Annotated in this window: 20 protein-coding genes; 4 read left to right on the top strand and 16 right to left on the bottom strand. The window is 36.1% G+C overall.

Going from position 1 to position 18,332, the window contains the following annotated elements; genetic code table 11:
• Window positions 1–65: 65 nt before the first annotated feature.
• The 10 genes from PF028_RS00850 to PF028_RS00805 form a co-directional block, all read right to left on the bottom strand.
• Complete coding sequence (locus PF028_RS00850; RefSeq protein WP_270860780.1) at window positions 66–299, bottom strand: hypothetical protein; 234 nt, start codon at window positions 297–299, stop codon at window positions 66–68.
• 65 nt (window positions 300–364) lie between these two features.
• Window positions 365–1,315, bottom strand: coding sequence for a PstS family phosphate ABC transporter substrate-binding protein (locus PF028_RS00845; protein WP_270860779.1), 951 nt, complete (start codon window positions 1,313–1,315; stop codon window positions 365–367).
• 3 nt (window positions 1,316–1,318) lie between these two features.
• On the bottom strand, window positions 1,319–1,456 hold the full coding sequence (locus PF028_RS00840) for a hypothetical protein (RefSeq protein ID WP_270860778.1): 138 nt from the start codon (window positions 1,454–1,456) through the stop codon (window positions 1,319–1,321).
• Between the two features lie 9 nt (window positions 1,457–1,465).
• The gene (locus PF028_RS00835; RefSeq protein WP_270860777.1) at window positions 1,466–1,696 is read right to left on the bottom strand and encodes a hypothetical protein; all 231 of its coding nucleotides are present in this window, start codon (window positions 1,694–1,696) and stop codon (window positions 1,466–1,468) included.
• Window positions 1,697–1,981: 285 nt separating this feature from the next.
• Window positions 1,982–2,554 carry an imidazoleglycerol-phosphate dehydratase HisB gene (gene hisB / locus PF028_RS00830; RefSeq protein WP_270860776.1) on the bottom strand — a complete coding sequence of 191 codons (573 nt, stop codon included), beginning with the start codon at window positions 2,552–2,554 and terminating at the stop codon, window positions 1,982–1,984.
• 2 nt (window positions 2,555–2,556) lie between these two features.
• A complete protein-coding gene (locus PF028_RS00825; protein ID WP_270860775.1) occupies window positions 2,557–3,306 on the bottom strand; it encodes a septal ring lytic transglycosylase RlpA family protein in 750 nt (249 codons plus the stop codon).
• Complete coding sequence (locus tag PF028_RS00820) at window positions 3,293–4,501, bottom strand: lytic transglycosylase domain-containing protein (RefSeq protein WP_270860774.1); 1,209 nt, start codon at window positions 4,499–4,501, stop codon at window positions 3,293–3,295. The genes PF028_RS00825 and PF028_RS00820 overlap by 14 nt, the downstream gene beginning before the upstream one ends.
• Before the next feature lie 16 nt (window positions 4,502–4,517).
• Window positions 4,518–5,300: a TatD family hydrolase gene (locus PF028_RS00815; protein WP_270860773.1), complete on the bottom strand. Its 783-nt coding sequence runs from the start codon at window positions 5,298–5,300 to the stop codon at window positions 4,518–4,520.
• Window positions 5,301–5,412: 112 nt separating this feature from the next.
• The gene (locus tag PF028_RS00810) at window positions 5,413–6,933 is read right to left on the bottom strand and encodes an AAA family ATPase (protein ID WP_270860772.1); all 1,521 of its coding nucleotides are present in this window, start codon (window positions 6,931–6,933) and stop codon (window positions 5,413–5,415) included.
• Window positions 6,933–7,814, bottom strand: a complete 882-nt coding sequence (locus tag PF028_RS00805) for an NAD(+) kinase (RefSeq protein WP_270860771.1) — start codon at window positions 7,812–7,814, stop codon at window positions 6,933–6,935. Before PF028_RS00805 ends, PF028_RS00810 begins: the two co-directional genes overlap by 1 nt.
• 81 nt (window positions 7,815–7,895) lie before the next feature.
• On the opposite strand from PF028_RS00805, the gene aspS reads away from it, so the two are divergent.
• The 4 genes from aspS to PF028_RS00785 all read left to right on the top strand — a co-directional run bounded on the left by aspS (window position 7,896) and on the right by PF028_RS00785 (window position 11,414).
• Window positions 7,896–9,650, top strand: coding sequence for an aspartate--tRNA ligase (gene aspS / locus PF028_RS00800; protein WP_270860770.1), 1,755 nt, complete (start codon window positions 7,896–7,898; stop codon window positions 9,648–9,650).
• Complete coding sequence (locus tag PF028_RS00795) at window positions 9,647–10,228, top strand: adenylate kinase (protein ID WP_270860769.1); 582 nt, start codon at window positions 9,647–9,649, stop codon at window positions 10,226–10,228. The genes aspS and PF028_RS00795 overlap by 4 nt, the downstream gene beginning before the upstream one ends.
• Before the next feature lie 187 nt (window positions 10,229–10,415).
• Window positions 10,416–10,934 carry an inorganic diphosphatase gene (gene ppa / locus PF028_RS00790; RefSeq protein ID WP_270860768.1) on the top strand — a complete coding sequence of 173 codons (519 nt, stop codon included), beginning with the start codon at window positions 10,416–10,418 and terminating at the stop codon, window positions 10,932–10,934.
• A 57-nt stretch (window positions 10,935–10,991) separates the two neighbouring features.
• Window positions 10,992–11,414, top strand: a complete 423-nt coding sequence (locus tag PF028_RS00785; RefSeq protein WP_270860767.1) for a Sua5/YciO/YrdC/YwlC family protein — start codon at window positions 10,992–10,994, stop codon at window positions 11,412–11,414.
• A gap of 269 nt (window positions 11,415–11,683) precedes the next feature.
• Here the strand turns inward: PF028_RS00785 and PF028_RS00780 are convergent, their stop codons facing one another.
• The 6 genes from PF028_RS00780 to tyrS are packed head-to-tail and all read right to left on the bottom strand — an operon-like array spanning window position 11,684 to window position 18,329.
• Window positions 11,684–12,118 carry a hypothetical protein gene (locus PF028_RS00780; protein WP_270860766.1) on the bottom strand — a complete coding sequence of 145 codons (435 nt, stop codon included), beginning with the start codon at window positions 12,116–12,118 and terminating at the stop codon, window positions 11,684–11,686.
• Window positions 12,111–12,518 carry a hypothetical protein gene (locus PF028_RS00775; RefSeq protein WP_270860765.1) on the bottom strand — a complete coding sequence of 136 codons (408 nt, stop codon included), beginning with the start codon at window positions 12,516–12,518 and terminating at the stop codon, window positions 12,111–12,113. Before PF028_RS00775 ends, PF028_RS00780 begins: the two co-directional genes overlap by 8 nt.
• Complete coding sequence (gene mnmC, locus PF028_RS00770) at window positions 12,515–14,401, bottom strand: bifunctional tRNA (5-methylaminomethyl-2-thiouridine)(34)-methyltransferase MnmD/FAD-dependent 5-carboxymethylaminomethyl-2-thiouridine(34) oxidoreductase MnmC (protein ID WP_270860764.1); 1,887 nt, start codon at window positions 14,399–14,401, stop codon at window positions 12,515–12,517. The genes PF028_RS00775 and mnmC overlap by 4 nt, the downstream gene beginning before the upstream one ends.
• Before the next feature lie 2 nt (window positions 14,402–14,403).
• Window positions 14,404–16,035 (bottom strand): N-acetylmuramoyl-L-alanine amidase, encoded by a 1,632-nt coding sequence (locus PF028_RS00765; RefSeq protein WP_270860763.1) that lies wholly within the window; start codon window positions 16,033–16,035, stop codon window positions 14,404–14,406.
• On the bottom strand, window positions 16,019–17,110 hold the full coding sequence (locus PF028_RS00760; protein WP_270860762.1) for a nitronate monooxygenase: 1,092 nt from the start codon (window positions 17,108–17,110) through the stop codon (window positions 16,019–16,021). Before PF028_RS00760 ends, PF028_RS00765 begins: the two co-directional genes overlap by 17 nt.
• A gap of 13 nt (window positions 17,111–17,123) precedes the next feature.
• Window positions 17,124–18,329, bottom strand: coding sequence for a tyrosine--tRNA ligase (gene tyrS / locus PF028_RS00755; protein WP_270860761.1), 1,206 nt, complete (start codon window positions 18,327–18,329; stop codon window positions 17,124–17,126).
• Between the last annotated feature and the right edge of the window lie 3 nt (window positions 18,330–18,332).

Genomic DNA, 18,332 nt, shown 5'->3' with positions numbered 1-18,332 from the left:
TGATTTTAGCGAATTTTGGCTGAATTTAACGAATTTTATAAATTTAAAGCAAATTTACATAATTTTTATAAATTTTTTGCGATATATGGAATTAACGATAAAACGCTAAAAATAACAGCTCCGATGATATATTTTCTTGTCTGTTTTTTTGTTGCTGTGATTAAAAATTTCGCTTCATCATCATCTCGTTTGCCAAGACGAATCAAATCAGAAGTGCCATGAAATGTCATAATTATAAAATAAATAGCGATAATTGGGCAAACTAAAACCGAAAAAAAAGAAAAAAAAGAGCCTCCCATTTTAAAAACCTTATTATTAAAATCCCGCAATTTTAGCTAAATTTAGCTAAAAATTTTAGAATTTATTATTTTATCCCAACATATCCGCTTTGCTCGATGATTTCTTGACCTTGTGGGCTCAAAATCCACTCTAAAATTTTAGCGATATTTTCATTTTTATTGTTTTTATCATAAACTGCGTAAATCTCAGCCGTTATCGGATATGAGCGATTTTTTACATTTTCTTTATTTGGGTAAATTCCGTTTAAGCTTAGCATTTTAACCTTACCGTTTGCAACCAAACTCTCCACATAGTAGCGAAACGAAAAGCCAATGGCTGAGCCAAAAAATCCAAGCCTGTTTCGCTTCATTTTTTCATCTTTCATAAATGCACTCATCGCACTTTGCGAACCGCTACCTTCGTTTCGTTGCACAGCATCGATATATAAATTTGCCCCACCCACCTGCGACCATTTTGTGATTTTTCCGCTATAAATTTCCTTGATTTGAGCGGTGCTTAAATTTGATACGGGATTATCTTTATGGACGATAAAAACAAAGGCTTCAAGCCCAATTGGGACAAATTCTAAATTTGCTCCTTTGCTTTTGGCGTATTCTAGTTGCGATTTTGAGGGCTTTGCGACAAAGATAATATCAGCCGTGCCGTCAGCCACTGCCTTGTAAGCACCACGAGTGTTTGTGTATTTTAGTCTGCTTTTTTCGCTGAAATTTTCGCCGTCAAATTCTACTCTATCTTTTGGATAAATCGCACCCACAAAAGCTGAAAACACAGGGAAAAGTGCCGCTGCTCCGTCGATGACGGGCAAGTCGCCTTGTAAATTTAAGTCTGCTTTTGTTTTGTAAATGTGTGAATTTTCATCAAATGGCAAAAATTTGCTAATTTCGATTGATTTTGCCTGCATTTCGGGGTTTGTGGAGTTTTTGTAGCGTTTGGTAATGCCATGATAAAATGCCAAATCAAACGCCAAAAACGCTAAAATAAGCGAAATGATTATTAAAATTTGAGATTTTTTCACGGCTTATTTTCCGTTTGCGATATACGAAATAATCGAACATTTGCTTTGCAAATCAAAAGTATAAGAAATCAGTCCAGCCACGCTAAATGCCCAAATAACGCAAATCGCAAGGATTATTTTATAAAATTTTTCATCACTCATAAATTTTCCTTACATTGTAGCACCGGGCAATGACATTAAAATCATAAGCACCACAAAAGAAGAAATAAGGACAATCGCTACAATTACAAGAGATAAAATTATATAAATCAATGTGTTGGTAAGTTTTGAGCCGTCCCTTGCTTTAAGATAAGCTCTAATTTTTTTATCGACAATTCCAACTCCGACAAGCAATAAAATCGGAATTCCCCACAAAAGTTCGGCAAAAAACAAATCGCTCATTTTAAAATTTTCCTAAATTTACATATGAAAAATTGGCTTTTGGAATATTAAATTTGTAATATATAAATCAATTGTAATAACTGCACAAATGCAGGTTATAATGGTAAATTTTAAGACTACTTTTTTTAAATTTTGATAATCCGAATTCTCTTTATCGCTTTTTTTTAGCTCAATAAAACCATATAATGAAATGATTAACAAAACTATTGTTATACTAATTGGGATAAATAAAAAATACGAAAGTATCCAAAAAAATCCAAAAATCCCAAATAATATATCCATACGCTACAATACGCCTTTTGTGCTTGGAGTTCCTGTGCGTGGGTTTTTAGCCACTGCTCTTCTAAATGCCACTGCAAATGCCTTAAATGTGGCTTCTGCTATGTGATGAGCGTTTTCGCCACGCAAATTTATGAGATGTAGCGTGATACCAGCGTTAAACGCAAGGGCTCTAAAAAACTCAGCTATCAACTCGGCGTCAAATTCGCCGATTTTGCCGGTTTTTAGACCTTCATAAACCAAAAATGCTCTATTTGAAAGATCGATTGCACAGCTAGTTGCCGCTTCGTCCATAACAACCACGCTATCGCCGTATCTCTCGACATTTTGAATCGGATAAATCGCTTCTTTTATCGCTTCACCTAGCACAATCCCGCAATCTTCGACGCTGTGGTGAAAATCCACTTCCAAATCGCCCTTGCAAACAAGCTTCATATCCATTAGCGAGTGCTTACACAAAGCCGTTAGCATGTGGTCAAAAAAGCCAATGCCTGTGTTAATCTCAGCCTTGCCTGAGCCATAAATTTCAAGCTCTAAGCTAATATCAGTTTCTTTTGTAGTTCTTTTTTTGCTTATCATTTTTATTCCCTTACGATAAATGCGCCGCTAAACGGACCGCCATGAGCGAAATCTCTTGCTTCATCTTCGCTTTTAAATCCACTTAAAAATACCCTATAAATCGGTTCTCCGTCAAGCTCAAACTCTTTTACGATAGTTCGGTAACCGGAAGTATTATCAAATTCGCTCTTATACGAATTTGCACCATTTGCGTTTCTAAACGCTCCGATTTGCACCATAAAATTTCCGCCGATCACTGTCGCCTTTGGCGAATTTTTTGCTATCATCTCTCCGCTAAATCCGACAACTTCGAGCTTAACAGGAGCTGTTCCGTTAGCATAAACGCTAAGTTTTTGTGCTGCTGTTTTGCTTAAATCAATAATCCTGCCACTTACAAACGGACCACGATCATTTATGCGAACTACGGCATTTTCGCCTGTGTTTGTGTTTGTTACTTTTACCATAGTATTCATAGGAAAGGTCTTGTGAGCAGCAGTCATAGCATGCATGTCATATCTTTCGCCGTTGCTAGTTTTTTTGCCGTGAAAATTCGGACCATACCAACTTGCAATGCCCTTTTGTGTATCTCCTACGCTGACATGCTCAGGATAATATGTCTTGCCGTTTATGGTATAAGGTCGCATGGTAGCGGGAGTTTTTGAACCACTTGGCTTTGTAGTCGGCGTTTTATGCGAAGTGCTTTTATGCGAACAGCCACTAATGCCAAAAATCAAAAAAAGTGCCAAAAAAATGCTAAATTTACGGTATGTCAATGTTATCTCCGACTACAATCTTACCGTCTTTTATATCGTTTATAGCAACCAAATCATTTATATTTACAGAAAACATTTTTGAAATTCCTGCAAGCGTGTCGCCGTTTTGGACGATATATTTTTTTGTGCTTAAAAGTCTGTCGGCTCCTTGCGGAATTTTGATTTTTTGATTTACTAAAATTTTATCGCTTTTTAATTTATTTGCTACCTTTAAATCTTTTACGCTAACTCCCCATTTTTGAGCTATGACTTTTAAATTTTCATTAGCCGCAACCAAGTGTGTTTGATAATTTTCTCCGCTAACGCCAAATTTATCATCTTTTTTATTTTTATAGTTTGCAACAAAAAGATTTAGCTTGTTTTCAGGGATATAAAAATGATATTTCCCATTTGACGGGGCTGAGCCATTTTTGATATGAGCGTTATAGTTTGACATTTCATTGGCAGAAATACCGATTGATTTAGCCACGCTTGATAGTTTTGTACCGGGCGCTACAAAAATTTGCTTAAAACCCAATGGCTTGTTTTTAAAATCTAGTGTAGCTCTAATATCGCTACTTGTAGCAATATAAGAGTATCTTATGATTTTTTTAATAAAACCGCTTGTTTCTTTTGGTAAATTTCCACTACTCATCAAAGCTTCCAAATCATCGCTCCCTGTTTTTGCGATAGCCTTTTTTAGCCTTCCTTCGCCACAATTATACGCCATAAGTGCCAAATACCATTTTCCAAAATTCTTTTTTAGATGTGAGAAATACGAAAATGCAGCCTCAGTTGAAGCTCGCGGATCTCTTCGTTCATCTACAAATTTATCAATCCTAAGTCCAAAATTTTTAGCCGTAACAGGCATAAATTGCCAAATTCCGGCAGCCTTAACACCAGAAGTTGCTTTGTTTGATAGTTGCGATTCAACCATTGCAAGATAAAGCAAAAATTCAGGCGCTTCAAGCTCATCAAGCTCTTTTTTTATAAGATAAGCATTGTGAGATTTTGTTTTTAGAATTTTACGAAACAAATCTCTATCGGATTTTGGTATATCTTTGTAAATAGAATAAACAAGCAATTTATTTGTCGTATTATTTTCTATGTCGAAATCTTTTAAAACTTTATCGTGATTTATGGTCGAAATTGTCGGTTTTGCAACAGCAAAACAGGTGCATAAAATCACTAAAAGCAGACACCTAAAACTTCGCATTTTTCTCCTTATAAATTTAAATCGAAAACAGCCTAAGAGCATTTTCGGTTGTGATTTCTTCTACTTTTGAAATTTCTAAATTCAAAAGATTTGCTATTTTCTCTGCAACGAATTTAGTATAACTTGGCTCATTCCTTTTCCCCCTAAAAGGCTCAGGCGTAAGATACGGCGCATCGGTTTCGATTAAGAGTTTTTCAAGCGGAATCTCAGGCAAAATTTCAACCAAATTTTTAGCATTTTTAAATGTTAAAACGCCACCGATTCCGAAATAAAAACCATAATCTTTTAAACTAAGAAGCAACCTGCTTGCATTGTAACAATGAAGCACCCCGCCCACCAACTTATCACTATTAGCTTTTAAAATTTCAAAGCTATCTTCGTTTGCATCTCTAATATGGACGATTAGCGGTTTTTGCAGTTTTGCCGCTAAATTTATCTGAGCTAAAAAAACTTCCTTTTGAAGCCTTTTGTTTTGCTCTCTTTCATCGTCGCTTTCAAAATCACTTTTAAGTCTATAATAATCTAATCCACATTCGCCTACCGCAACGCACTTTTCGTCGTTTGCAAAAGTCTGCAAAATGCTTAAATCAAAATCGTTACAATGATACGGATGAACGCCGACGGCAAAGTAGATATTTTCGTTTGCATGAGCTAAATTTCTAGCTTTTTGCAAATCATTTATATCCGCACCCGGAATTATGATTTTGCTAACTCCGTTTGCCTTAGCTCTATCTAAAACTTCGCTAAAATCGCCATCGTAACTATCATCGTCAAGATGACAGTGCGTATCTATAATCATCAGACTCTTTCCAAAAAAAATTTAAATCCGACAAGACAAAAATTTCCTTTTTCCAAAACATATTATTTTATCAAAAAAATTTCTTTACAAGCTTAAATGAAAAAATTATATACTAGCAGACTAATTTTTTAGCGAATTCTAGGGCTTCTTTGGTTATAACTTCGCCGCTTATCATACGGGCTAATTCATTGATTTTCTCATCTTTTCTTAAATTTGTAACAGACGAAACACCTTCGCTTTTGCTGACTAAAAAGTGAGTATGGGCTTTGGAGCTAAGCTGCGGCTGATGAGAGATAGCAAAAATTTGATAAAATTTTGAAATTTTTTGCAAAACAACGGCGATACTCATCGCCTCTTTTCCGCTTAAATTTGAATCAATTTCATCTAATATCAAAACACCGCTTCCGCAACCTGAAATATCTAAATTCGCCGCTATAAAGGCAAGGCGGAGGCGATTTATCTCGCCGGAGCTTAAATTTTTAAACTCGGTTTCATTGATACTTACAAAAACTTCATCGCTTCCGTTTTCATCAATATTTTTTTCTTTGAAATTTAAAATTACATTATTCATATAAAGTTGCGACAAATACGAATTTATCGAATTTTCAAGCAAATTTGCCACGCTTTTTCGTTTCTTTGAAATAAAATTTGAACTTTTTAAGATTTCATCTTGCAAATTTGCAAATTTGCTTTGTAAATCCCGCTTTTCAAAGCTAATTTTTTCATAATGTTCTAGCTCATTTTTTCGAATTTGCAAAATTTTAAGAGTCTCTTCAATGCTTCCGTATCGCCTATTTAAGCCACTTAACGCTTCTATTCTATCTAAAATTTGCTCTATGTCGATCTCGTCAAGTTCGTCCAAATTTAAGCTTTCTTTTTTTACTCTTAATTCGTTCATACAATCTTCAAAAAAACCGCTATCAAATCCGCTTAAATTCAAAGCCTCACTTACGCTTTTTTCCAACTCAAAAATTCGCTCTGCCTTGTCCCAAAGCTCGATAATCTTATCTTTTTTGCTAAGCTTTTTTTTGATTTCTATAAGCTCGTCGTATTCGCCAAATTTAGGCGAAATAGATGAAATTTTATCGATTTCAAATTTAGCAAATTCTTTAAGCTCTTCGATTTTATTTTCTTCTTCTTCGATTTTTTTAAGTTCTTTTAAAACTCTTGAAAATTCGGCAAATTTTGCCCTAAAATTTGATAAAAATTCTCTAAATTCAGGCTCGTTTTTGCAAACTAAAATATCTAACAAATTTAATAAATTCTCGCTACCAAGCTCATCTGCATTTTTAGCGCCTAAAAATTTTATGTATGAACCAACTGCCAAATTTAGATTTTTCTTTGAAATCATCTGCGAATTTACAAAATACCTTGCAGATTTTTCCTTCAAAACTCGAAAATTGTTTGGCTCTTCATTTTCTATGCCAAATTCATCAAGATCAAATTTATGCCCGACATCGGCTTCAACGACATTTGCTTCGCTTTCGCACAGCCCAAACACCGCTAAAATCGCACTCATTAGCACTGATTTTCCAGCCCCGCTAATGCCCGTAAAAACATTTAAACCGCCTGAAAAAACCAGCTCACTCTCTTTAAAGCCGATTAAATTTTTAATGTAAATTCGCTCTATCATTAGGCGTTTTGCCCCCAGCCAAGCTTTTCTTTTAAAATATCGAAATAATCAGCCTTTGCATTGCGAATTAACGAAATTCTAGTTTTATTTATACCCACACTTACGCTTTTAAATTCGCTCATATCAAAAGCGTCTTGTCCGTCGATAACTATGCTAACTTCCGAACCACCGCTATTTTTAAAGCTTACCATACAATCTTTTGGCAAAATCAAAGGTCGTTGCGAAAGACTATGCGAACAAATCGGCGTTAAACAAAAAACATCACAAAGCGGATAAACGATAGAACCGCCCGAGCTCATATTATACGCAGTTGAACCAATCGGCGAACTTACCAAAACACCGTCGCCAAAGTATGTGTTAAAATATTTTCTATTTAAAAACGCGTCGATTTTTGCCATTGAAGAAGTTAGGCTTCTAGTGATAACAACATCATTAAATGCTACTTTTTTAATAACTTTTCCGTTTTTATTTTCAAGCACGACATCTAAAATTATCGGTTTTTGAATTTCATAATTTCCGCCCAAAAAATCGTCCATAAATTTAGCAAATTCATCTAACTTTGTATCGGTTAAAAAACCCAAAGTCCCTGCATGAACGCCCAAAATAAAAGCATTTTTAAGTGCTAGTGTTCTTGCTGTGCTAATTAGCGTGCCGTCCCCGCCAAGGCTGATAAAAACATTTGTGTTTTCTAATATTTCTTTAAATTCGACACCTTTTAAGCCAAAAAATTCGGCACTGCTTTTTTCAACCAGCAAATTTATATTTTTTTTCTTTAAAATTTTAACGATTTTTTCGATTTGCGGTGCGATTTCTTCGCTTTTTTTAGCAACTAATCCGATAGTGTTTAAATTTAGATGAATTTTGTTATTTTGATTTTCCATTTTGGTATTTTATAAAAAATTAGCTTTGTAAAAGCAAAATTTAAATATAATATCAAGTTTTATATTTTTTAAGGAGAAAATTTGCGAAGTCATTATTGCACTGATTTAGGTAAAAACGACATCGGAAAGGAAGTTAGCGTTTGTGGTTGGGTAAATTCTTATCGCGATCACGGCGGTGTTGTTTTTATAGATTTAAGAGATAAAACAGGTCTAATTCAGCTTGTTTGCGACCCAAAAGATAGCAAAAATGCTTACGAAGTTGCAAACGAAGCTAGAAACGAATTTGTTCTAAGAGCAAAAGGTAAAGTTAGAGCCAGAGGCGAAGGTTTGGTAAATCCAAAGCTTAAAACAGGCGAAATCGAAATCGTCGTGGAAAATTTGACAATCGAAAATCCAAGCGAGCCGTTGCCGTTTGTCATCGGCGATAAAAGCGTAAATGAAGAAATCAAACTAAAATATCGCTTTTTGGATTTACGCACAAACGAAAACTACGAGCGATTTAAACTTCGCTCAAAAGCAGCTATTGCGGCACGAAATGCACTCGATGAGCTTGGTTTTATCGAAGTTGAAACTCCGATTTTAACACGCGCTACACCGGAAGGCGCAAGGGATTATTTGGTTCCTAGCAGGGTTTATCCGGGAAGTTTTTACGCGCTTCCGCAAAGCCCACAGCTTTTCAAACAGCTTTTAATGTGTTCAGGATTTGATAGATATTTTCAAATCGCAAAATGTTTTAGAGATGAAGATTTGCGAGCAGATCGCCAACCTGAATTTACTCAAATCGATGTTGAGATGAGCTTTTGCGAACAAGAAGATGTTATAAATGTCGGCGAAAAAGTGCTTAAAGACATTTTTAGCGCATGTGGTCATGAGATCAAAACGCCGTTTCGCCGTATGGAATACAAAGAAGCTATGGAGCTTTACGGCAGCGACAAGCCTGATTTGCGTTTTGAAATGCCGTTAATCGATGTTGCCGATATTTTTGAAAAATCAAACAACGAAATGTTTGCAAATTTGGGTAGTGATAAAAAGAAAAATCGCGTAAAAGCACTTGTCGTCAAAGGCGGAGATAAAATTTTTAGCAAACGACAAATGCAAGGCTTTGAAGAATTTGTTCGCAAATTTGGCGCTCAGGGACTAGCATTTATCCAAGTCAAAGAAGAAGGACTAAAAGGACCTTTGGTTAAATTCTTTGCCGAAAATGAAATCAACGAACTTGTAAGCCGTTGTGATTTAGCTGTCGGAGATGTCGTGTTTTTCGGCGCAGGAAAGAAAAAAATCGTGCTTGATTATATGGGACGATTTAGAATTTTCCTTGCAAACGAGCTAAATTTGATAGATGAGAACAAATTTGAGTTTTTATGGGTTGTAAATTTCCCAATGTTCGAGCAAAATGACGACGGAAGCTATTCAGCGATGCACCACCCATTTACTATGCCAAATAACCCTGACGAAGCAGACATCGAAGATATAACTTCTATCGCTTATGATGTCGTGCTAAACGGCGTTGAGCTGGGCGGCGGAAGTATTAGAATTCACAAAGCAGATATTCAAGAAAAAGTTTTCAAACTGCTTAAAATCGAACCAGACGAGCAAAGAGAGAAATTTGGCTTCTTGCTTGATGCGCTTAGCTTTGGTGCGCCACCACACGGTGGTATCGCCATCGGCTTTGATAGACTTATGATGCTAGTAACCAAATCAAGTAGCATTAGAGATGTCATCGCTTTCCCTAAAACGCAACGAGCGCAATGCCCTATGACAAAGGCTCCTAGCGAAGTAAGCCTTGATCAGCTACAAGAATTAGGTCTAAGAATAAATTTAAAGGATAAAAAATGAAAAATCTATTTTTAATCATCGGAGCGCCGGGCAGCGGTAAAACCACCGACGCAAACATAATCGCGCAAAATAACGAAAGTATCGCCCACTATTCAACAGGCGATTTGCTTCGTGCAGAAGTCGCAAGCGGAAGCGAACTAGGTGCTAAAATCGATAGCTTTATCTCAAAAGGAAATCTCGTTCCACTTGAAATCGTAGTGGGAGCTATAACTTCTGCGATAAAAAATTCGCCAAAAGATTTTGTTATAATTGATGGCTACCCAAGAAGCGTAGAGCAAATGAGTAAATTTGATGAAGTTTTAAAGGACGAAGATGAAATCGAGCTTTCAGCAGTCATCGAAGTCGCCGTTAGCGAAAATACTGCAAAAGAACGAGTTTTGGGTCGTGCAAGGGGCGCTGATGATAACGAAGAAGTTTTTTACAATCGTATGAAAGTTTTTAACGAACCAATCGGCGCAATCCGCGAATTTTACGGCAACAAGGGCATTTTTTACTCAGTCGATGGCGAACGCACAATCGAAGAAATTGTTGCCGATATGAACGAAATAATTGCGAAAAAAATCGCAAACGAAGAGTAGAATTTAGGAAATTCCTGTGAAAACTATTTTTAAATTTCTCGCCGTTTTTGCCGTTTTGATTTTTTTCAGCGGTTGCGAAGCAAAAAAAATCAGTTAATGCCGGTGCTAGTAACGACGGCGGCGGAGTTTTCACGGGATTTTCTATAAATGCGTGGTAAATTTACAAATTTAATAAAAAGGACAAAAAATGGATATTTCTAAAATCAAAGCAGGTTCAAACCCTGATAAAATCAACGCTGTAATCGAAATTCCTTACGGCTCAAACATAAAATATGAAATCGACAAAGAAAGCGGTGCAGTGTGCGTCGATCGCGTTATGTATTCGGCGATGTTTTACCCTGCAAACTACGGCTTCGTGCCAAATACACTAGCAGATGACGGCGATCCTGCCGACATTTTGGTACTAAATGAATATCCGCTTCAAGCAGGCTCAGTTATCCCATGTCGCTTAATCGGCGTTTTGGTTATGGAAGATGAAAGCGGAATGGATGAAAAACTTCTAGCCGTGCCGGTTAGCAAAATCGACCCACGATATGAAAATATCAAATCTCTAAGCGATTTGCCAAAAATCACGCTTGATAGAATCAAAAATTTCTTTGAAACTTACAAAGCATTGGAGCCAGGTAAATGGGTGAAAGTTAAGGATTATGCTGATGCGAAAAAAGCAGAAGAAATCCTAGAAAAAGCGATTAAAAACTATAAATAAATTTGCAAATTTGGCGTGAATTTTGATAAATTTACGCCAAAATTCAGGCTTTTTAAGATGATTTTTTTAGCTCAAACAGATACTACCGCGGGATTTTTAAGCAAAGATTTTACCGAACTTAACAAGGCAAAAGGAAGAGCGCTAGATACGCCGTGCGTAATAACGCTAAGTAAATTTAGTAAGCTAAAAAATTTTGTGCGAGTGCCAAATTTGCATAAAAATTTAATCCGCAGAGCCAAAAAAACTACGATTTTGTATCCAAATTCCCTTGCCGTGCGTGTCGTCAAAGACTGCGAACACTCAAAATTCCTTGATGAATTTGGATTTATGTATTCGACTTCTGCAAACCTGCACGGGGAAAAATTTGATTTCAAAACTGCTGAAAAAATCGCCGATTTTGTCGTCGATAGTGAATTTACCGAAAACCCCCCGTCAAAAATTTTAAAAATTTCAAAAAGTAAAATCAAAAAAATTAGGTAAATTTTACAGATTTTTAAAAAAAATCTACTTCGTAAATGTTTTGATTGATTATTTTAGAAATTTAAATACTGGCGATTGCGAGAAATTGAGCCAATTTGCCTTAATTTACCAACAAAATATTCAAGACAGAGTGGGCGTAGTAAAGTGCAAATTTAGGCGATTTCAAACGAAGTTACCTGTGTTTGGTAATGAGTGCAGAAATTGCCTAAATTTGCACTTTAATCCGTTTGGTATGGGGAATTAAAAGCTAGGCTGGGTTCAATTACAAATCAAACTATAACCGCAAAGCCAAATGAGAAAAATAGAGCCATCAACGCACACACTCCCCCAAACTCAAAGGCGTTTTCGGCGATAGTGCCAAAATACAATGCACTTGCGAAAAATCCACCACAAAATGCGATGAAAACCATAAGAAATCTTGCCAAATTTGCACCAAAAAATGCAAATTTATAAATTAAAATTATTAAAATAAATGAAAATAAAAACCACAAAACGGCAGAAATTTGGCTTTGAAATTTAAGTTCGTTTGTCAAATTTAGCAAATTTAAAACTAAACAAACAATCCAAAAAATGGTAATAAATTTAAAAATTCCGCCCGAATTTTGCGAATTTGAGATATTGTTAAAATTTTCATCTTGCAAATTTTGCTCGTTTTGTAAATTTTTTGGCTCTTTTTTGGGGCGAAATTTAAAAACCTTAACCATTTTCTTCGCCTTTTTGCTCTAAATTTTCATCTTTAAAATTCGGCACAGTATCGTCATCGCTATCGTTTGTAAATTTTTTATGTTTAATTTGCAAATAAATGACAAAAGCAACAAACAAAATCGCGCTAAGCCCGATATAATAGCGATTTTTAAAAAGCAAAATTCCGTCAATCAATCCTGCAATCAAAGCCACAAAAACGGCACTTAAAAACGGAAATCTGGCAACTTTTTTCTCAAAAATCGCCAAAATCACAATCAAAATAACAAAAATCGCCGTCGTTATAAGTCCGATTAAAAGCTTAATTTCGCGAAATAAATTTGGATTTACATTTGCCAAAATCAACAAAGCAAAACCAAAAATGGCAAAAATCACCAACAGCCAAAGGATAATCTTTTTCATTTTACTAGCCCTTTTTTGAGTTTTCGTATCAAAAATCTATTTGGATTTAGCTCATTTGCCACGCTTTTTACCACGCAAAGCGGACGATTTAAAATATAATCACACAAAAGTTCAGCCCCTAAAATTGCCGTCGTTAGCCCACGCGAACCATGCGCCGTTGTGATATATAAATTTGGCAGATATTTTGGGCGTAAATTTGAAGGCTTATTTTTCGTCCAAGGCAAACTTTTAAAATCCCTTATAAATTCATTTTCGCTTACAAAAGCCCCGACTAGCGGAAATCTATCGCCACTATATGAGCGATAGCCGACATTTGAAGCGATGATTTTTGGTTTTTTGCCAAAAAATTCGCTAACACTTTCTAAATTTCGCAAATCATCTTCTTTGCGAGGACCATCGTGGTATAAAAGCCTATCGTAAGTTGCACCGATGAGTTGGCGATTTTTAATCGCAGGGCATATATAGCCACGCGCCGAAAGCGGAATTTTTGTTTTCACGCACGGCTTTAAAAGCGTGGTCTGGCCACGCACAGAGCTAATTTGCACGAATTTATTAAGATTTGTTTTTGGATTTTGCCCTTTGCCAAAAAGTTCTTCGCTATGGCTACCACAAGCAAAAATCAAAATGTCGCAAAAGTCGATTTTTTCGCCTTTTGGCGTAGAAAATTTTACTTCGTATTTTTCGTTTTTTCTTGTAAAATTTATAAATTCGTGCGAAAATAAAATCTCAAATTTTGTTGATAAAAATTTGCAAATTTTCTTTGGTCTTGCCAGTGCTCCGTTTTTGATAAAAATATAGTCATAAGGCTCGTTTTTGGCGCTTTTTTGGCAAAATTTAAAAATCTCGCTTTTGGCATTTTTGTAACGCTCTTTTAGCTCGCCATCATAAGCAAATTCTTTCACGCCGTTAAATTTTATTAGCTTTTTTGGGGCAAATTTTTTATAAAATTTATAAGCCTGTAAAAACGCACAAATATGCATTTCACCTAGTTTCACGCCGTTTTGCGTGATAAGTGGTTCAGCCACACCGCAAAAATTACTACTTCCGTTTGTGGCGACTTCGCCCTGCTTTTCTGCGATTTTAACGCGAAATCCAAGCTTTTTTAGTTTTGTTGCCACCACAAGCCCTGCAATCCCCGCTCCCACAATCAAAACGCTTGTTTTTTTTGGCAAATTTATCGAAATTTTAGGGCGAGAAAAATGGCTATTTTTTATAAATTCATTATTTTTGATTTTTTTGGCTCGTATCATTTCGCGTTTTTTGCCAAAACCCTGCACCTTCTCTACTTCAAAACCATTTTTTTCAAGCGAATTTGCAACATTTCTAGCACTTGTATAAGTTGCGATTTTTGTGCCTATTTTGCTTAAATTTGCGATTTTAAGGATAATCTCATCGCTCCACATTTCTTGGTTTTTACTAGGCGAAAAGCCGTCTAAGAACCACACATCAGCGTCAAATTCAAGCTCACCCAAAATCTCGCTAACATCGCCGACACACAAATCCAAAATAATATTTTTGCTAAAATTTATTCGGTTAATGCCGTGGATTAAATTTTTTGGATATTTTTTAACTAACCTTTGCCAAAGTCCGTTAAATTCGCCAAATTTAGCATAAATTTCTTTGAGTTCTGATTTTGAAAAAGGATACTTTTCGATACTGACAAAGTGCAGTTTTTTACCACTTTTTGCAAATTTTTTGCAAAGCGTTAAAAAATTTCGTCCTATGCCAAAGCCTGTTTCAGCTACGATAAATTCGCTCTTGCTATCCCAAATTTCATTTAAAACACTAGCAAAAACAAACTCGCTCTCGCCAACGGGGCTATCAGAGTTGAAATAAAAATCGTCAAATTTCTCGCTATAAAGTGTGTTGTTTTTGTAAATCATATCTATTTATTTTTATAAAAATACGCATCTACGCCGTTTGCGATGCCGTTTGCAAGTGCGTTTTGATACTCATTTTTGCCTAGCAGTTTGCCTTCATCAGGGTGACTTATATATCCAAGCTCGATTAAAACAGCAGGCATTGTCGCACCCACTAAAACCCAAAACGGCGCTTCTCTAACACCACCGTCTTTGGACTTGAATTTTTGCACAGAGTTAAGAATATAGCCTTGAATATCGATAGCAAGTTTGTTTGAGGCAATGATTTTTTCGCGATTTAAAAAATTTAAAAATGTCTCTTGCGAAAATTCGTTCATATCTTCTAAATCGCCCTTATTTTCAAGAGCGGCGGCATTTTTCGAACGCTCGCTTCTAGCAGGACTTAGAAAAAATGTTTCTACACCGCTGAAATTCGGTGCTTGTTTTTTATTTGGAGCAGCGTTTGTATGAATAGAAATAAACATATCGGCATTTTTCTTATTTGCAAATGCCGTGCGAGATTTTAAATTTATAAATATGTCGTTTGATCTCGTATAATGCACCTTATATCCTCGTTTTTTAAGCAACTCGCCAAGCTTTTTTGCCGTATTTAAAACAATCGTTTTTTCTTTTAATCCGTTGCCAAGAGCGCCCGGATCTTTGCCGCCGTGACCGGGATCAATTACGATAATTTTACCTTTTGTGGAGTTATACTTTGTGCTTGTCGTGGTTGCCGAACTCGGAGTCCTTGAAATCGGCGCAGGAGTAGAAGCTGTTTTTTTGCTCTCATTTTGCGAATTCGCTTTGTCGGTTTTTTTATCATAATTTGCGATTTTTTGAGTGTCTTGAACGACTTTAATGGTTAAAATATTTTTATCAAAACCTAAATTTGCACTAAATTTTTCTATTGAGCTTAAAACTATTCGAACACTTTTTAAATCTCTTTGCGCAATCCTAATTTCATCAACCAAAATTCCATTAAAAAGCTTATTTTTGGAGTTTTGCACCCCGTCAAAATCAATCACAAAGCGATAGCGTTCGCTGTTTTGCAAAACAAAATTTTTAAATTCTTTTGGCGAAATTTCTCTGTTAAATTCAAGCATTAGCTCATTTTGAGATACTTGTGCCGAATTTAGCGATAGTTTTGCTGTTTTTGGATCTAGTTTTTTGGCTGTCTTTATCTCTTTTGGATTTTGCGAATTTACTATCGTTGGTTGCGAATTTTGCGAATTCGAATTTGAATTTTGTGGCTTTAACTTTTCTAGCTCATTACTAGAATTCTTTGGTGGATTTGATGCAACATTTTGTGAATTTTGCGAATTTTTAGTGCTATTTTCCTTTTTTGTAAGGGTTAAATTCGCAGGATAATCATACTCCCCGCCGAGCCTTTTTAGCTCGCTTTCATAACTATTTGCATTATAATCAAGCGCTTTTGAACTAAAAATCAGCCTTTTTAGCGCATCTATGCGATACTCTTTTTGAGAACTTGTCGAAGTGCGAAGATAGACATTTTTTAATTCATTGTGCAAATTTTGTTGTTCTTGTAAATTCGCACTCTTAAATGTTTTGTCGAATTTGGTAAAAAATTCATCATATTCACCGGCGTGCAAACAAATCGCACATAAAAAAATGAGTAAAAATTTAACTATTTTCGCCATTTACCAATTTTTTAATCAAATCCTTAACGGAAATTATCTCTTTTAGCTTGTAGCCGTTTGCGCCTGTGAAAAACAACCCCGTTTCTTTGACACCGTGATACGCATCGGCTAGGCGATCGGCAATACAATACCCTACTTCTTTTGCGCCCTTGCCCCGTTCGCACGGACTTACACAGTTGCTAACGCACTGAATTTTTGGTCCTTCTTTTTTAGCAACCAAATTTATCAAATTTGTTCTAATTCCACGAGCTGGGTAACCAACGGGCGATTTTAAAAGCTCAATTGTCTCTTTTGTCGAATTTAAAATAACTTCTTTAAAACCATCAGCTGCGTCGCACTCAAAAGTGCCGATAAATCTGGTTCCCATTTGAACGCCGTCAGCGCCCAAATTCATGGCTCTATCTATGTCATCTTTATCCCAAATTCCGCCAGCTGCGATTAACGGAAAATCGCCCCACGCTTTGATTTCTTCTTTTACTTGCGGAATTAGTTTTTCTAGTTGATACTCTGGGTCTGTGCATTGCTCGTAAGTAAATCCTTGATGACCGCCGCTTAGTGGTCCTTCTAAAACAACGGCATCAGGCAAACGATCGTATCTTTGCGTCCAGCGTTTGCAGATGATTTTTAACGCTTTTGCCGATGAAACTATCGGCACAAGTGCGACATCTTTAAAATTTGCCGTAAATTCGGGCAAATTTGTAGGAAGCCCGGCACCACTTACGATAATGTTAATCCCTGCTTCACAAGCATCTTTGACAACTCTTGCATAATCACTCGCCGCATACATAATATTTACGCCAAGCGGCAAATCGCCACAAATTTTTCTAGCATTTTCGATAACTGCTGTTAGACCTGCTTTTGAGTAGAAATTATCGCTTCCAAAAGGTTTAGAATTTATCTCTTTTGTGATATGTGCCCTATTTTCATAATATCCCGTTCCAACGGAGCTTACGATGCCAAGACAACCATTTAAGCTAACGCTTCCTGCTAATTTATCCCAGCTAATACCAAGACCCATTCCACCTTGAAATATCGGATATTTAATCTCGTATTTGCCAATTTTTAAGCTTTGCATTTTATTCCTTTTTTTACTCTACAATAAGTTTTGCAAATTTTTTCTTACCGACTTGTAAAACATATTCGCCCGAACTTAGTTGAAGCTGCTCGTCTGTTACTTTATTTTGATCTAGGCTAACGGCATTTGATTTTATTAAGCGTCTAGCTTCCGAGCTAGATGGCGCTAGTTTGCAAGACATAATCGCCTTTACAATCCAAGCAGGAGAGCCGATTTTAAATTCAGGAATTTCGGTAGGAAGCTCATTATTGCCATGAACTTTATCAAATTCTTCTTTTGCTTTTAGTGAAATTTCTTCACTATAAAATCTAGTAACAATCTCCATTGCCAAAGCTTCTTTTGCTGCTTTTGGGTGAATTGTACCGTCTTCGACAAAATTTTTGATTAGAGCCAATTCTTCGTTTGAATTATTGCTTAATAGATTATACCAATCCCACATCAAATCATCGCTAATACTCATAATCTTGCCATACATATCATTTGGCTCGTCGGTTACGCCGATATAGTTATTTAGGCTTTTACTCATTTTATTTACGCCGTCAGTTCCCACTAAAAGCGGCATCATAACGACGGCTTGTTCTTTTCCGACACCATAAGTGCGTTGAAGTTGGCGACCCATAAGAAGATTAAATTTTTGATCTGTTCCGCCAAATTCGATGTCAGATTTCATACAAACACTGTCATAACCTTGCAAAAGAGGATACAAAAATTCACTAATACTAATTGGTTGTTCATTTCTAAATCGTTTTGTAAAATCATCTCTTTCTAGCATTCTAGCGACATTGTAGGTGCTAGCAAGCTCTATCATGCCAGCTGCTCCAAGGCGATTTGACCACTCTGAGTTAAACATAACTACGGTTCTATCTTTATCTAAAATTTTAAAAACTTGTTCTTGATAAGTTTTAGCATTTTTTAGCACAGTTGCGTGATCTAGTTTTTTTCTAGTTTCGCTCTTACCGCTTGGATCTCCGATTTGAGCGGTAAAATCGCCGATTAAAAATTGCACTATCGCTCCGTGTTGTTGCAAAAATGCAAGTTTATTTAAAACAACAGTATGCCCTAAATGCAAATCTGGCGCAGTTGGATCAAGCCCAATTTTAATATGATAATTTTGTTTTTTATCGTAATAATTTTTTATAAGAGCTTCGATTTGCTCTTCGCCGATAATTTCGGCAACACCTCTTTTAAAATTCTCCATAATCTCTTTTATGTCAGCCATTTC

It is taken from the genome of Campylobacter sp. CN_NE2, from assembly GCF_027797465.1.
Taxonomy (GTDB): domain Bacteria; phylum Campylobacterota; class Campylobacteria; order Campylobacterales; family Campylobacteraceae; genus Campylobacter_B.
Note: the sequence above shows the minus strand (reverse complement) of the source record. Positions and strands in the feature narration are given on the sequence as shown.

Coding starts and splice junctions, on each gene's coding strand:
- PF028_RS00775 (WP_270860765.1), bottom strand. CDS start 12,518: ATGAAAAAGATTATCCTTTGGCTGTTGGTGATTTTTGCCATTTTTGGT.
- tyrS (WP_270860761.1), bottom strand. CDS start 18,329: ATGGCTGACATAAAAGAGATTATGGAGAATTTTAAAAGAGGTGTTGCC.
- PF028_RS00765 (WP_270860763.1), bottom strand. CDS start 16,035: ATGGCGAAAATAGTTAAATTTTTACTCATTTTTTTATGTGCGATTTGT.
- PF028_RS00795 (WP_270860769.1), top strand. CDS start 9,647: ATGAAAAATCTATTTTTAATCATCGGAGCGCCGGGCAGCGGTAAAACC.
- PF028_RS00785 (WP_270860767.1), top strand. CDS start 10,992: ATGATTTTTTTAGCTCAAACAGATACTACCGCGGGATTTTTAAGCAAA.
- ppa (WP_270860768.1), top strand. CDS start 10,416: ATGGATATTTCTAAAATCAAAGCAGGTTCAAACCCTGATAAAATCAAC.
- PF028_RS00840 (WP_270860778.1), bottom strand. CDS start 1,456: ATGAGTGATGAAAAATTTTATAAAATAATCCTTGCGATTTGCGTTATT.
- PF028_RS00820 (WP_270860774.1), bottom strand. CDS start 4,501: ATGCGAAGTTTTAGGTGTCTGCTTTTAGTGATTTTATGCACCTGTTTT.
- PF028_RS00780 (WP_270860766.1), bottom strand. CDS start 12,118: ATGGTTAAGGTTTTTAAATTTCGCCCCAAAAAAGAGCCAAAAAATTTA.
- PF028_RS00805 (WP_270860771.1), bottom strand. CDS start 7,814: ATGGAAAATCAAAATAACAAAATTCATCTAAATTTAAACACTATCGGA.
- PF028_RS00810 (WP_270860772.1), bottom strand. CDS start 6,933: ATGATAGAGCGAATTTACATTAAAAATTTAATCGGCTTTAAAGAGAGT.
- PF028_RS00835 (WP_270860777.1), bottom strand. CDS start 1,696: ATGAGCGATTTGTTTTTTGCCGAACTTTTGTGGGGAATTCCGATTTTA.
- hisB (WP_270860776.1), bottom strand. CDS start 2,554: ATGATAAGCAAAAAAAGAACTACAAAAGAAACTGATATTAGCTTAGAG.
- mnmC (WP_270860764.1), bottom strand. CDS start 14,401: ATGATTTACAAAAACAACACACTTTATAGCGAGAAATTTGACGATTTT.
- PF028_RS00850 (WP_270860780.1), bottom strand. CDS start 299: ATGGGAGGCTCTTTTTTTTCTTTTTTTTCGGTTTTAGTTTGCCCAATT.
- PF028_RS00760 (WP_270860762.1), bottom strand. CDS start 17,110: ATGCAAAGCTTAAAAATTGGCAAATACGAGATTAAATATCCGATATTT.
- PF028_RS00815 (WP_270860773.1), bottom strand. CDS start 5,300: ATGATTATAGATACGCACTGTCATCTTGACGATGATAGTTACGATGGC.